Origin of the sequence: Sphingobium baderi, from assembly GCF_001456115.1 — a bacterium.
Taxonomy (GTDB): domain Bacteria; phylum Pseudomonadota; class Alphaproteobacteria; order Sphingomonadales; family Sphingomonadaceae; genus Sphingobium; species Sphingobium baderi_A.
The window spans coordinates 39,289-52,642 of the sequence record NZ_CP013265.1 but is presented as its reverse complement, the minus strand read 5'-3'; the positions used below and the strand labels follow the sequence as shown (position 1 = coordinate 52,642).

15 protein-coding genes and 2 pseudogenes are annotated in these 13,354 nt (G+C 59.4%); 7 read left to right on the top strand and 10 right to left on the bottom strand.

Features of this window, described 5'->3' with window-relative positions:
• The first annotated feature begins 130 nt into the window (after window positions 1–130).
• Entirely contained in the window at window positions 131–595 is a 465-nt protein-coding gene (locus tag ATN00_RS20370) for a hypothetical protein (RefSeq protein ID WP_062069135.1), read from the top strand.
• Between the two features lie 4 nt (window positions 596–599).
• Here ATN00_RS20370 and ATN00_RS20365 read toward each other — a convergent pair whose 3' ends face one another.
• Together ATN00_RS20365 and ATN00_RS20360 are read right to left on the bottom strand one after the other, a co-directional pair.
• Window positions 600–794 carry a hypothetical protein gene (locus ATN00_RS20365; protein ID WP_062069132.1) on the bottom strand — a complete coding sequence of 65 codons (195 nt, stop codon included), beginning with the start codon at window positions 792–794 and terminating at the stop codon, window positions 600–602.
• 194 nt (window positions 795–988) lie between these two features.
• Window positions 989–1,540 carry a hypothetical protein gene (locus ATN00_RS20360; RefSeq protein WP_062069129.1) on the bottom strand — a complete coding sequence of 184 codons (552 nt, stop codon included), beginning with the start codon at window positions 1,538–1,540 and terminating at the stop codon, window positions 989–991.
• Window positions 1,541–1,669: 129 nt separating this feature from the next.
• On the opposite strand from ATN00_RS20360, the gene ATN00_RS24245 reads away from it, so the two are divergent.
• Entirely contained in the window at window positions 1,670–1,801 is a 132-nt protein-coding gene (locus tag ATN00_RS24245) for a hypothetical protein (protein WP_257720671.1), read from the top strand.
• Between the two features lie 154 nt (window positions 1,802–1,955).
• On the opposite strand, the gene ATN00_RS20355 is transcribed toward ATN00_RS24245, so the two are convergent.
• The 4 genes and pseudogenes from ATN00_RS20355 to ATN00_RS20340 form a co-directional block, all read right to left on the bottom strand.
• On the bottom strand, window positions 1,956–2,432 hold the full coding sequence (locus ATN00_RS20355; RefSeq protein ID WP_143560110.1) for a hypothetical protein: 477 nt from the start codon (window positions 2,430–2,432) through the stop codon (window positions 1,956–1,958).
• Window positions 2,353–2,652 (bottom strand): type II toxin-antitoxin system prevent-host-death family antitoxin, encoded by a 300-nt coding sequence (locus ATN00_RS20350; RefSeq protein WP_008830216.1) that lies wholly within the window; start codon window positions 2,650–2,652, stop codon window positions 2,353–2,355. The genes ATN00_RS20355 and ATN00_RS20350 overlap by 80 nt, the downstream gene beginning before the upstream one ends.
• Window positions 2,653–2,712: 60 nt before the next feature.
• Window positions 2,713–3,081, bottom strand: a complete 369-nt coding sequence (locus ATN00_RS20345) for a DUF3768 domain-containing protein (RefSeq protein ID WP_082635348.1) — start codon at window positions 3,079–3,081, stop codon at window positions 2,713–2,715.
• A 17-nt stretch (window positions 3,082–3,098) separates the two neighbouring features.
• Window positions 3,099–3,449 (bottom strand): annotated as a pseudogene (locus ATN00_RS20340) (hypothetical protein); the annotation flags it as partial.
• 112 nt (window positions 3,450–3,561) lie between these two features.
• Here ATN00_RS20340 and ATN00_RS20335 point away from each other — a divergent pair.
• From ATN00_RS20335 to ATN00_RS20315, 4 genes are all read left to right on the top strand, one after another.
• Window positions 3,562–4,974: a tyrosine-type recombinase/integrase gene (locus ATN00_RS20335; RefSeq protein ID WP_062069127.1), complete on the top strand. Its 1,413-nt coding sequence runs from the start codon at window positions 3,562–3,564 to the stop codon at window positions 4,972–4,974.
• 107 nt (window positions 4,975–5,081) lie between these two features.
• Complete coding sequence (locus ATN00_RS20325; protein ID WP_156415396.1) at window positions 5,082–6,746, top strand: hypothetical protein; 1,665 nt, start codon at window positions 5,082–5,084, stop codon at window positions 6,744–6,746.
• Window positions 6,747–6,748: 2 nt separating this feature from the next.
• Entirely contained in the window at window positions 6,749–8,857 is a 2,109-nt protein-coding gene (locus ATN00_RS20320) for a site-specific integrase (RefSeq protein WP_155282051.1), read from the top strand.
• Complete coding sequence (locus ATN00_RS20315; protein WP_052076616.1) at window positions 8,854–9,222, top strand: TetR/AcrR family transcriptional regulator; 369 nt, start codon at window positions 8,854–8,856, stop codon at window positions 9,220–9,222. Before ATN00_RS20320 ends, ATN00_RS20315 begins: the two co-directional genes overlap by 4 nt.
• Window positions 9,223–9,644: 422 nt before the next feature.
• Here the strand turns inward: ATN00_RS20315 and arsB are convergent, their stop codons facing one another.
• The 4 genes and pseudogenes from arsB to ATN00_RS20295 form a co-directional block, all read right to left on the bottom strand.
• Complete coding sequence (gene arsB, locus ATN00_RS20310; RefSeq protein WP_037509304.1) at window positions 9,645–10,724, bottom strand: ACR3 family arsenite efflux transporter; 1,080 nt, start codon at window positions 10,722–10,724, stop codon at window positions 9,645–9,647.
• Window positions 10,725–10,737: 13 nt separating this feature from the next.
• Window positions 10,738–11,169, bottom strand: coding sequence for an arsenate reductase (glutaredoxin) (gene arsC, locus ATN00_RS24075; RefSeq protein WP_037509366.1), 432 nt, complete (start codon window positions 11,167–11,169; stop codon window positions 10,738–10,740).
• Window positions 11,170–11,301: 132 nt separating this feature from the next.
• A pseudogene (locus tag ATN00_RS24070) lies at window positions 11,302–11,688 on the bottom strand (arsenate reductase ArsC); the annotation flags it as partial.
• A gap of 9 nt (window positions 11,689–11,697) precedes the next feature.
• Window positions 11,698–12,048 carry an ArsR/SmtB family transcription factor gene (locus ATN00_RS20295; RefSeq protein WP_037509303.1) on the bottom strand — a complete coding sequence of 117 codons (351 nt, stop codon included), beginning with the start codon at window positions 12,046–12,048 and terminating at the stop codon, window positions 11,698–11,700.
• Between the two features lie 210 nt (window positions 12,049–12,258).
• Between ATN00_RS20295 and ATN00_RS20290 the strand changes: the two genes are divergently transcribed.
• Window positions 12,259–13,314: an ArsO family NAD(P)H-dependent flavin-containing monooxygenase gene (locus ATN00_RS20290; protein ID WP_037509361.1), complete on the top strand. Its 1,056-nt coding sequence runs from the start codon at window positions 12,259–12,261 to the stop codon at window positions 13,312–13,314.
• Window positions 13,315–13,354: the final 40 nt, after the last annotated feature.

Sequence of the window (13,354 nt, the reverse complement as noted above, 5' to 3'; positions counted from 1 at the left end):
TTAAAATCCTTTGAGACCAAAGTTCCCGAAAAATGAAATCGCCCGTCATTTGAAAGTGATGATCGGCTTGACTGGGCCGTTCACTTAATGTTCTAAATGGCGCATAGGTCTCACCGAAGGAGGACAACCTATGAAGATGAAGGACGTACTGGAGGGGTACAATTACGATCTGCCCCTGATGGACGCGATGAACGATGTCGAACTTCGACCTGTTCGCCGGCTGCTGGCGGGAGCCCTTATGGGTGAGAGCCTGGATGCCGGATACTTCGCGACCCGTGAGATGGCGGATGCCTATTTCGACCTGTGGAACGACAACCGCAAGGGCGTGCGCTATGGCGAGGGCTATCTGGCCTTTGAGGAAATCCTCAAGGACAAGAACCCGCTGCAGATGAAGCTGTGGTATCTGACCTGCGAACGGGATCTGCAAGAGACCGTGAAGGACATGCGCTGGCTCGCGATCCTGGCGAACCGCCGCGCCTATATGGCTCGGGCTGTTCGGGAATCCGGGGCGCCAGTGCTTCATGTTTCGGCGCGCAATCTGGTCGCCGGCAAGACGCCCGCCGAACTGGTGGCGGATCAGACGGTCTGGAATTGAGCGCTCAGGCTACGAGCGCAAGGATGGTTTCCGGCTCGGTCGGCTGATGCCGCGAGACGCGGAAGGGTTGCAGAGGGTTGTCGGTGCGCACGACGAACTGGTCGGCGCCGGTGGTGTCGCGAAGCTGACAGGCGACGGCATAGCACTTCTCGAACGAGGTGAGATGGCGGCGGCGGGCTGAGAGAGACGAGATAGTCATAGGTTTGTCCTTCGGGTGATGTCCTTCGGGTGATGTGCGCAAATGCGCGGGAACGAGCCATGCAGGTTCGTTCATGTTAAATTGACCCATTTGCGATCTATTATGGATGGAGCCGGAGTCGACGTTCAGGCGTTGCTCTGGTTGATCCACGGTAATGCATGGGTCTCATTCAATCGACGGGGTCGAAGCCGCTGCTACGGTTTCGGCCCCGTTATTGTTTGCAGCCGCCTTTGTCGTTCGGCCCGTAATGCGACGACGACTTGCGGATCGGCGTGGCTCTGGATCAGACGCAGAAGCGCGTCATCGGGTAAACTGGCTGGATCGAGGCGTGGTCCTTTAGTCCTGGGCGCAGCACGGCCGAGGCCGAGCAGGACGATGCGGTTGCGCACTTCAACGAGGCGCTCGCCGCGCTCCGCGCGCGTGAAGGCTCGATCAAGGCCGTAGAGCCAACCGGAGTTGGCTTGGGCCAGCATGGCTTCGCAGCGGGCCAGATCGTCGGCGTGCCGGCAAAGCCGGATGCGCTCGACGGTGAGTTCGCGCGCCGTGCAACGCACGCGCTCGTAATGATCGCAGCTGGGGCTTTCGACTGCGAAAAGCCGGTTCATGTGTCGGACCCATGAGGCCATGCTTTCCCATGCGAACGCGGCGGGCGGTGATTTCTCGGCCTTGCGATATGCGCGAAGCGGCGGCGCCGATCGAGGCGGCTGCTTGTCGCCGAAGAAAAGATCGGGTTGACGGATTGGCATAGCAGCCTCCATAGGTTGCTAAGTGATTGATTATTAACATAATAAGTCTTATCAATCTTATGCTAGGCCCATATTGCAGGGTACGCGCGCGCGTGTGATGATCCCCCTGTCGATGCAGGAGCAACGCGGATGATGGACCCGAAACAGATGACCGACGAACAGTTGGTCGATGAATGGGATAAAGTCGAAGACGGTGAAAACCTTACGGATTTCGAACAAGCCGTGCTCGATGAAATCGAGAGGCGTAACATCGACTTGTAAAATATCGTTAGATTTATGACGATTTGTCCAAGTGCGCCGCAGGCATCTTGAACATGGACACGATAATGCTAATGGCCGCGACAGGTGCCGGGTAAACGCGACCGCCCGGCACCGCCATCATTATCGTCCCCCCTCCAAAGAAGCCTTCAGTTCCTCAGCGCCGGTTGACCGATCGCCCGCTGCGACTGAGAAATTCGGTGACGATCTTCGTAAAGAACCCGGGCGTTACCATTCCGTAGCGGTAGTCGCCGTTGGCTCGTGCGCGGACATCAAAGCCCATCCAGTCGAAACTGTTTGCCTCTGAGACAACGACAAAGCTCGAATCAGGGTACGGCAGGCCCATCGCCTTCCCGACGTCGCCGGGGATCTTGATCGTGTTGGACGGGTTGATCTCGCCTTTGGTCGTAACAGCAAGGACGATATAGCCTTTGCCATCGGCAGCGATAACGATGACAGGACGTTCCTTGAGGCCCTCGTCTCGGCCTCCGGCTTGCTCGGCTGCAAAAAGGTAGACGTAGTTTATGACCTCACCGCGCCGCGGCGGCAGATCGTCACTGCTGCCAGTCGAAGCGGCCTGCTGCGATTTCGGCTTCGCTTGGAAGGCTGGCTTCAATACGCGCCGCGTCGTCATCGGTCATGGTCTCACTGGTGAACACCCGGCGATTGGCGTGCAACGCTTCAAGCGCAGCTGCAGCACGATCGAGATAGTCGATGCTGACCACGGCCGCATAGCGCCGCCTGTTCTTCGTCAGCACGACTGGACCATGCTGGCTTTGATCGACAACAGTGCCAGGGTGGTTATGGAAATCGGTAAGAGCAACGGATGCGAAGCTCTCGGCATTGGTGGCCATGATAATCTCCGTCGAAGCCTTCCAGCCAATATAGCCAGAATGGCCAGAATGGCAATGCGGCTAAAGATCCTCACGGACCATGATCGTCATGACCCTGCGCGTGACGCTGGCGTCCGTGGGATCGGGCGAACCCCATTTCAGGTCGGCGTCATAGGCGTCGATCTGGAAATAGACGGTGGTGCCCCGGTATTCGATCTGGCCGCGATCGCGCTCGGTCCTATCGTCGTCAGGATAGGTGAATTTGCGCACCTCTGCGAGGATCTGGGCCTGGGCGACCAGTTCGGTCATCGTATTGTTGGCAAAGGTGCCGAGGCAGGTGCGGGTGATGACGATGCGCCCGGTACGGTCGAGACCGTGCCGGCAGCGATCGTTGAGACGTGCGATGATTTCGCGTTCGGACATGCCGGCTGCGACGGTTGCGAGGGACATGGCATTTCTCCTGTGGGTCAGGCGGCGAGACGGGGGCGCTGCGATGCGGGCACCGCAGCATTGAAGCGTTCGATCCAGCTGCGCATGGTCGGGCGCTCGTCGACGGGGATCGAGGCGGCGACGTCCTGAAACTGGATCAGGTCGAGCGGGGCTTCGCTGATGATCCGGTCAATGTCGTCGGCGGGCAGCAGCCGTTCATGGCGGATGAAATCCGTCATGCGGCCCGGCCTCGCGCGCGTGGATTTGCGCCAGAGACCTTCAACCGTGTGAAGGCGCGGCGCGGCGCGTGCTTCAACAAGGACGATCAGGCGAAGGCACCATACCGGCAAATCGCGGACCTCTGAAGGCGACATTCCTATGCAAAACCATTATGTCGCCATTGAGACGATTCATTCTCTTTGACGGGCTATGGATATTGCCCCATCATCGATCGGGTCGGGGCAATAAAGCGGAAGCGCCCAGTGACATATCGAGGATTCAGTGCATCTTTTTCCGTTCGATCCTTGGCTCGGCGTCGAGCCTATATTTGTTGATGGGATGATGATCCGGCCTGCGCTTGATGACGCCATAAAGCAGGACGCAATCAAATACTTACCCGAAACAACTCTCCCTTCTCTCCTTCATTCCGACGGAAGCCCCGTTGTCGAAGTCAATTCGTTCATCACGTTCCTGCGATCCGATGGCGTGTCCCTTGCCAGCGCGGGCCACTATGCTCGGGATCTTCAGGTCTTTGCCCGCTATCTGCGGGATGTGCGTTCAAAGTCGTTACTCGACGCATCCAGTGTCGATGTAGGGAAATATCGCAGCCTTCGGCTCGAGGGGCCGGGCGAGCTCCGACTATCGGGATCGTCTTGGAAGCGCACGTCTGCGGCGTTGACGCGGTTCTTTCAATGGGCCGCCAGCGAGGAAGTGAGACTGATTTCAGTGGCGCCGAAAACCAGATTCCGCCGTGATGGCGCGGTTGCCGAAGATACGATCCGCATGATCCCGCTCGAGGATTACATTCTGTTCCGAGACCAAGGCCTGTTGGACCAGGGTCAAGCGAGCGGTATCACTCAACGCCGGAATCCGATGCGCGATGCCGCGTTCGCCGAGCTACTCGTGACCACGGGTGTCAGACTTGAGGAAGGCGCCAGCCTTCTGATCGGAGAACTGCCGACAACGAATGCCTGCGTCTTCCAGGGCAGTCGCACCGCCATGATCGACCTTCCCGCCACAATCACCAAAGGGCGCAAACCTCGATCGGTGCCGTTCCCGAGGCGGGTCGCCGGTAACTTTATCGACGCCTATGTTCGCGAGGAGCGAAGCCAATTGGTCGATCGCTGGCGACGCGCGGGTGGGGTCCGGACCATGCGGCAGCCGCTCATCGGCACACTTGCGGGCGGGCAGCGCGTTTTGATCCAGGGCGAGCAACGCCCGCGGTCGCTGGCGACTCTGCGAATCGACGAACGACGGAATCTCCTATTGCTGCCCGGGTCGGGCGCGCCATTGGAAAGTGCGCAGCCGGCAGCATTATGGCTGGCGCAGGACGGCCAAGCCCTCACCCCCGCGGCATGGCAGTCGATCTTCCGGCGTACCAGCAAGAAGTTATCGGAGAACATGGGCTGGGACCTACAGGTATCGCCTCATACCCTCCGGCATACCTTTGCCGTCTACTGGCTTACGCACCTCATCAAAGCGGAAGTGAAGAGGCTCGACGGTCGATCTGTCCCAGATCGAACCGAGGAAATCTACATGAAGGTCGTCAGCGACCCCTTGCGCCGGGTCCAGCGATGGCTGGGTCACGCCAGCATCCTGACCACTGAAAAATACCTCACCTACCTCGATGAAGCCTTCGAACTCGTAGATCAGGCGGCCGAGGCGCTGGACTCTCGTCTGATGGGCTTCTTCTAGCAGTGGGACGGCCTCGCCTATCGTTCAGCGATTTACCTCCGCAGCAGGAGGAGCCGCAAGCTGACGCAATCCTAGCCTATCATCATCGTGACGGTGTCGGGCGCGAAATGACCTGGTTGCTGCACGAGGTAGGGAACGAAGGTCTGGGCCGCGATCTTGCCTTGTACCTTGGGCCGATGATGAACGAGCTGTTCGCCGGCCTGGCCGTCCCGAGTGTCGAACAGTATCGACAGAGCTGGATCCCGCTCGGCAAACATCTGTCCTCCAGCGGGCGCCTCGACGGGGGGCTTCGCGTGATTACGGCCGCTGACATCGATGCTTGCGACGTTCGGGGCCAATACTCCCGGTTCCGTTGCCTTGTTCACGGCCTTCGCGCGATAGACGAACGCAACCCTGATCTGCTACGTCCGGATCTGAAGGCGCGGATCAACTTCACGAGCCGTCACAATGGAACGGCATTACGGCCCCGCGAACCGTTGACACCGTTCGTCGCTCGCGTCCTGAAAGAGGCCGCTGATCGCAGCGTGATAGCTACACGCGAAAGGATCGTGGCGGGACGCGAGCAGATCGAAGCTTTGCGAAACAAGCTGGAGAGGAGCCGCTTTGAGAATGTGTTCCTGAAAGTCGCCGACGGCACGCGTGCCGCTCGAAGCGAGTTCGACATGTTCAAATATCGCAAGGTTGCCATCGCCGCCGCCAGCGATCTTCTCGTTCTCACACTGCCTGATGCGATCTGCTTCATCATCGCCATCGCGCTCCGGGTCGAAATGCCGATAGAATGCCTGCGGACCCTGCGGCGCGACTGCCTGAAGAACCCCGCGAGAGGATATGTCTCCATTGAATACACGAAGGGGCGAGGCGGTCTGCGCGCCAAGATCAAGCGCGAACGCGTGCGTGACGGTGGCATCAATACGCCAGGCGGACTCGTTCGCCTTGCCCTTGAACTATCCCGGCCCGCCGCCGAGCGAATGGCCGATCGAGGCGACCCGAATGCGGATTACCTGTGGGTCGGCTTCGTTGCAGCCGGACTGCCGAGCTGGCGGCGGTTCAGCCTTTCTACCCATAACTTCTACGCCGCTATCAGAAGCCTCGGCCTCGTCGATGAAGCGGGTAAGCCGATAACCAAGATCGTTCCCGCCCAGCTAAGAAAAACGGTGAAGCGGGACAATTACGTGCGCCACGCAGGCCACCTTCGCCGCTTCGCGAGCGATCACTCGAAGCCAGTTGCCGCTCGGCATTATGCCGCGGTGGACGGGCTTCGAGAAGAGCATGCGCGCTCGGTAGAGGTCGCCGAAGGTCAATTGTTCGACATGGCGATGATACCGTTGGTCCTGCCACCGAAGGAGGAAACCAGCGCGCTCGTAGCCGGCCTCTCGATCGGAAACCAAAAGCTCGACGCAGGCGCTGTCGCGTCGTTGATCTCAGGCAATGCCGATACGTTCCTCGGCATGTGTTCCGGATTCTGGTCGAGCCCACTTGGGCGGAATGACGACGGCTCCTGCGCCACCGCGTTCACTGGCTGCCTCCATTGCCCGAATGCTGTGTTCACCGCACGGAAGCTGCCAGCGTTGCTGACCTATCTGAGATGGCTAGCTGATCGGCGCGCCGTCATGACGGAAGCGGAGTGGCACGAGCGCTACAGCGCCGACCATGATCGAATTATGGTACAGATACTCCCCGTGTTCGACGCTGGCGATATCGAACAGGCTCGGTCCACAGTGGGAAATACCGCTGTGGCGCCAGCTCTGCCGCCACATCTTCAGCGGGGCTGAGCATGCGTCCGGTTCTGGAACGTGCCGAAGCATCTTGGCGGATTGACCGTTCGGCATTGGTGATTCCGCCCCACATGGTCGTGAGTGGCCGTGAGCAGCAGAATATCTCTCTGGTCGGGGACGATAAGTGGCTGCTCGAATGTGCCATCGCGCGGCCGAAAAAGGCCCATGAAGCCTGTATCTGCTTCGGTCGGATCGCCGATGCTGATGAGCGGGAACTCGTACGAGAATATCTGTTCCTGTCTTTGAACTACGACTCCCGAGACAAGGTGCGCGGCCGCCTCGGCGTCCTGAAACCTGGTTCGCTGATGCAGGTCGGCAATATCATCCGGTATTTTTTGCAAGAAGTGCGGGAAGCCGGATTTCAACTACACGAGATCGATCAGCCTTGGCTGGATCACTGGCTGTCCGCGAAGCGGCACCTCGCACCGGCAACTCTTGTCTACAAGATCCTCTGCGTACGGCGACTTGCGCTCTATACGCCCTACCTGTCGTTCCGGGGGATCGGGATAGCTCCTTGGGGTAACCGTTCAGCGACTCGGATCGCGGGATACCGGGGTGGCCGAGAAAATGTCACACCGCGAATACCGGAAGCCATTAGCGCGCCGGCGTTGCGGTGGGCCATGTTCTACGTCGATCATGGGATCGACGATCTCATCGCCCGACATCGAATAGCTGGCGTCAACATCGCCGCGCGTCGGCAAAGAGTGTCACCGAAACTAAGTGACCAGCGCTTGCGCGCTTATTTGGATGCACTTGAAGCATCAGGCTCTGGAGTACCGGCGACCCAAGATGGTCGACCCGCGTGGCCAGAAATCTGCAAGGCCAGCGGTCTCGGCGTGGAAGTGCTGAAAGCACGCTCGGCTATGCTCGAGAAGGCAATCTCGCAACTCGGAACCGAGCGCCCAGGCGCAAGCAGTGTTTGGGCCAACATGCCAGGAACAAACACTGCGTGGCGGTCGCATCTTCCTAGCTTCAGCAGTCGTTATACCTTCATACCGGCGATGGCCGCGTGCTATCTCGTAATCGGCCTATTATCCGGAATGCGAGGCGAGGAAGCGGCCGCGCTCAAGCGTGGTTGCCTAAGACTCGTGCGAGACGAACATGGGAAGGTTAAGGGCTACGAACTCGTCGGAAGAATCTTCAAAACCCGCAAAAACGTCGACGGCGCTGAACATCGCTGGACTGTAATAGAGCCTGTTGCCAGGGCCGTATTGGCAGCAATACGGTTGCAGGACTATCTACACAACAGCGCCGATCGAACGGAAGCGCCGCGAGATGATGAGCCCCTGTTCAAACCGGCCTTGATTCGGGGGGTAGGCAATGTCCAGCTTACGGCACATCAATCGACCGTATACCTAAACTACTTCGCCAAGGAGTGTCGCCGGCTCGCCGAAGAAATGGCAGCGGCGGCGCCCGCCGAAGCCGACCGCATACTGGCACTATATCATATCCCGGACGAGGGTGATAAACCCTGGCGGTGGCGTACGCGTCAGCTCCGCCGCACCCTTGCATGGTACATCGCCAGCCAGCCCTTCGGCGTGATCGCGGGCATGATACAATATGGGCACGCGAGCGCCATGATGTTCGAAGGCTATGCGGGCACTTCCCAATCCGGCTTCCGTTCGGAGATCGAAGAGGAACGTCGCCTCGCTCAGCTCAGCGATATCGTCGAGATGTACGAGGACTGGAAGGCAGGGATCAATCCAGGCGGCCCCATGCGCTCGAAACTCGTCGCCGAATTTACAAGCATCAGGAGCAAGATTGGTGATCTGCCCGGCACGGTCGTTGATGATCGGCGCCGCGCAAAAATGCTTTCAAACACTGCCGTCACGCTTCATCCGGGTTATATCAACGACTGCTTCTTCTATGCCGACCACGCCCTCTGCTTGAAGGTGAAAGGAGCTGAGGTGCAGCCGGCATTTACGAGGTGCCAGCCTGCTCGTTGTCCGAACAGCGTGGTGGCGAGGCGGCATGTGCTGGCTCTGCAATCATGCATCGCAGATGCCGAGACCATGAAAAATAGCAAGAACATCAGCCCGATCCAGAAACACGCCATTGAGGCACAGATCGTTATTTACAGACAGTTGCTGGAACAGGTCGAACGATGACGAGGAAAGCGAACCCTCCCCGAAAATCGCAAACCACCGTCGCGCTGCTTGACGCCTATAACCGCTTGCGCGACGGCAAAGGCACCGCGACGAATGGCAAGCTGAGCATAACCAATGTTGCCCGCGAGGCGGGGGTCAGTCGAGCGACGGCCTATCGATGCTCCAAACTTCTCGCTTTGTTAGATGAAGCTCCGAAGCCGCCGAAGGCCAAACCACAAATCACGAGCGGTAAGGCCGAGCTGCGCAACGTGATCAACCAGTTGCTCAATCGTATCATCATGCTGGAGGCTGCGTTGGAAGCCAAAGAGGCGGAAATCCGGCAATTGCGTTCAATGCTGCCAAAACCAGGGGCGGCCAGCTCATGATGCGAGCGAGCCCTGAGGACATTACAATCGACGCCACGTTGCACGCTCAATTCGCTCTACGCTACATGGCGACGCGAGCCCGTCACGGGCGGGATACCCATTGAACGCAGATTCAGTTTAGAACCCTCCCCGCTTGCGCAGCACTGATCCTGCCCTGCACAACGCTTGATGGATTTTGGTTGGGCCCATCGCTCGACGAAAAATTCTCTCAATCAACAGCCTGCCTGCGACCAGCAGCTTGAACGGGTATCTCGCATGTAAATGACCGCGATGGGCCGCTTGCTGTCCGACCGGTTCTGGTTTGAAAAACGAAGAAAGCTGCCGTTGGCGAAGTGATGTCGAGCAGGCGCAACTGCTGTGTCTGTGCCGAGAGGGCTATCGTTGAGAGATCTCGGCGCAGACAACAGTTCGCGAACTCAGGCTCAGGTGGACGCGCGCGCCCGCTGTGGCACAGTGTCAGGGAACCAGCGCCGTCCAAACCAGAAGGCAACATTGACCAGCAGGATCAGGACCGGCACCTCGACCAGCGGCCCAATCACTGCAGCGAACGCAACCGGCGACGAAAGCCCGAAAGCCGCAATGGCAACCGCGATGGCGAGTTCGAAGTTGTTGCCTGCCGCTGTGAAGGCAACGGCCGTCGTGCGCGGGTAATCGCTCTCGACGAGCTTCCCCATGAAGAACGCGATCGTGAACTGGACGACGAAATAGATCGTCAACGGGACCGCCACGCGCAGGGCATCACCGGGCAGCGCGAGAATTTCGCTTCCCTTGAGGCTGAACATAGCAACGATCGTGAAGAGCAGCGCGACCAGCGTCACGGGCCCAATCTTCGGCAGGAACGTGTGCTCATACCACTCGTTGCCCTTGGCCTTCGTCAGCACCTTTCGGGTCACGAAGCCGGCGAGGAACGGAATGCCAAGGTAGATCAAGACAGCTTGGGCAATCGTCCAGAAACTCACGTCGATCACGCTACCTTCGAGCCCGAACAACGGCGGCAGGAAAGCCAGGAAGAACCAAGCGTAGACGCTGAAGAACAAGATCTGGAAGATCGAGTTGAACGCGACCAGCGCTGCAACGTACTGGTTGTTGCCCTTCGCAAGTTGGTTCCAGACGATAACCATGGCGATGCAACGCGCCAGACCGATCAGGATCAGGCCGGTCATGTATTCCGGCTTGTCGCGCAGGAACAGGACCGCGAGGGCGAACATCAGGACTGGTCCGATAAGCCAGTTCTGGATGAGCGAGATCACAAGGATGCGCTTGTCGTCGAGGATATGAGGCAGTTCCTCATACCGTACCCGCGCAAGCGGCGGATACATCATGAGGATCAGGCCGATTGCGATGGGGATGTTTGTCGACCCCCAAGACAGGCTGTCGATTGTCTTTGGTAGGCCGGGGAACACGGAGCCCAAGCCTACGCCCAGCGCCATGGCCAGGAATATCCAGAGGGTCAGATAGCGATCAAGGAACGAGAGACGTTCCGGCTTGGGCTCGATGGTCATGGGTCCTGCTCGCTCAGCCAGCTACGCGATTGCCGGCCGCATCGACCACCTGTTCGCCGTCTTCCTTCGCGAAAGCGCCTTGCTGCGCAGCGGGAATGAGGTCGAGCACTTCTTCGGACGGACGGCATAGCTTAACGCCGAGCGGTGAGACGACCAGCGGCCGGTTGATAAGGATCGGATGCTCCATCATCGCATCGATCAATTCGGCATCGGTGAGGTCGGCATTACCCAGGCCCAGTTCGGCATAAGGCGTGCCTTTCTCGCGAAGCAGCGCGCGAGGGGTCATAGCCGCACGCGAGATCAGGCTTTCCAGCAATGCGCGCGAGGGCGGCGTCTTCAGATACTCAATGACGTGCGGCTCGATGCCGGCATTGCGGATCATCGCGAGGGCATTGCGCGACGTGCCGCACTCCGGGTTGTGGTAGATGATGATGTCGGTGGTCATACTGTTTGCTCCAGCTTTGAGGCTCGCACCTTCGCTTTGGCCGATTTCGAGAAGTTTTTGCTGCATCGCCATCTTGTCGATGCTGTCGTGCGGGAGGGTGAGGAACAGCGAGATGCGGTTGTGAAGATAGCGCAGCGCCTTCAGGAACGCCTCGCGCTGGCCTTCGCCTTCAACTGCGGCCGGGTCCTCAATACCCCAATGCGCCGTGATCGGATGTCCGATCCACACCGGGCATGTCTCACCGGCGGCGTTGTCACAGACGGTGAAGATAAAATCGAACTTAGGAGCGCCGGGCTTCGCGAACTCGTCCCAGCTCTTGGAATACATGCCCCGCTTGTCGATCCCCATTTCATCGAGAACCGCAAGAGCCATCGGGTGAACCTTGCCCTTGGGCTGGCTGCCGGCGCTGTACGCCACGAAGCGATCGCCACCGAGCTGGTTCATGAGCGCTTCGCCCAGGATGGAGCGCGCGCTGTTACCGGTGCATAGGAACAGGACGTTGTAGGTTCTGTCGGACATGGAGCACCCTCAAGCTGATGTATCGCAGCGAATCTTGGCGATCAGGTCCGAGCACATCTCCGGCGCCCCCTGGCAGCAATCCTGCATGAGGAACGTGAGCAGCCGCTGCATTCCGGCATAGTTGGCGCGGTAGCGGATGAGGCGGCTTTCCCGTTCGGATTGAACGAGGCCTGCGCGCTCAAGCGTGCTCAAGTGGTGGGACATCGTCGACTGCGGCACGCCCGCGCGCTCGGCAATGGCGCCCGCGACATGGCCTTCCGGCCCTGCCTGGATCAGCATGCGGAACACGGACAAGCGCGTTTCATGCGCCAAAGCGCTCAATGCATCGACTGCCCACACCTGGGAGTTGAGGTCATTCATGATTCGTCGATCCTTCTAGGATTATCGAAATATGGGCGCGCCGAAGGCTCGTCAATCGATATTTCCAAAACCGTGGAAATATGGATTCACCGTGCTATTGCGGTCCTTAGAGGAATGCACGTCGTTCAAAGTTATGCGAGCTCAAGCAAGCTGCTGCGGCGCCAATGCTTTCTCCAGCACTGCCTCGATCCTCGGAATGGGAGCGACCGAATGAAAACGCACGACATCGTCATAGTTGGCGGCGGGCAAATGGGGCTGTCGTTGGGCTATTATCTACGCCGTTCCGGGGCAGATTTCGTGATCGTCGATTCAGAAACCGGTCCTGGCGGCGCGTGGCGGCATGGCTGGGATTCGCTGCGGCTGTTTTCTCCAGCGGGATACAGTTCATTGCCCGGTTGGCTGATGCCCCCGCCCTCACACAAGGGGTATCCGACCCGCGATGATGTGCTCGATTACCTGAGCCGCTACGAGGAACGCTACAAGCTGCCCATCCAAAGGCCCGTACGCGTAGAGACCATCCGCCGGTCCGGCGCTCATCTGGAGGTTGTGACGGAGGATGGGCCCTATTTTGCTCGCTTCGTTGTCAGCGCGACCGGTACTTGGTCGCACTCCTATGTGCCTGAGTATCCCGGTCACGATCTGTTTGAGGGGACGCAAGTCCACTCCGCGCTGTACAACCGCCCGGAGGCCTATGCCGGGCAATCGGTGCTGGTTGTCGGGGGTGGCAACAGCGGCGCGCAAATCATGGCGGAGATTGCTCCGATTGCCAGCGCGACCTGGGTTACAACACATGACCCACTGTTTCTTCCCGATGATGTCGACGGGCGGGTACTCTTCGAAAGGGCCGTGGCTCGGATGAAAGGGCCGCCAGATGGAGAGCCTGTCGGCGGTGTCGGCGACATCGTGATGGTTCCTCCTGTCAAAGCGGCGCGCGATCGCGGCGACCTCTCCTCGGTGCGGCCATTCACCCGAATGACGGCAACAGGCGTAGTTTGGCCCGATGGATCGGAAACAGCCGTGGATGCGGTGATCTGGTGCACCGGATTCAAGCCGGCGCTCGACCACCTGCAATCGCTGAACGTGGTGGAGGCCGATGGCAGGGTCCACGTTGAGGACTATCGCTCGATCAAAGAGGAACGCCTCTGGATGGCCGGATACGGCGATTGGACGGGGCCTGGCTCCGCGACCCTGATGGGCGCTGCACGAACCGCACGCGATGTGTCCGCGCTGCTCACTTCGGCGCTGGCGGAGGCTGCCGACAGCTGAGGCACCGGCCGGCTTTTTATCGGGAATTTCCGATTCAATA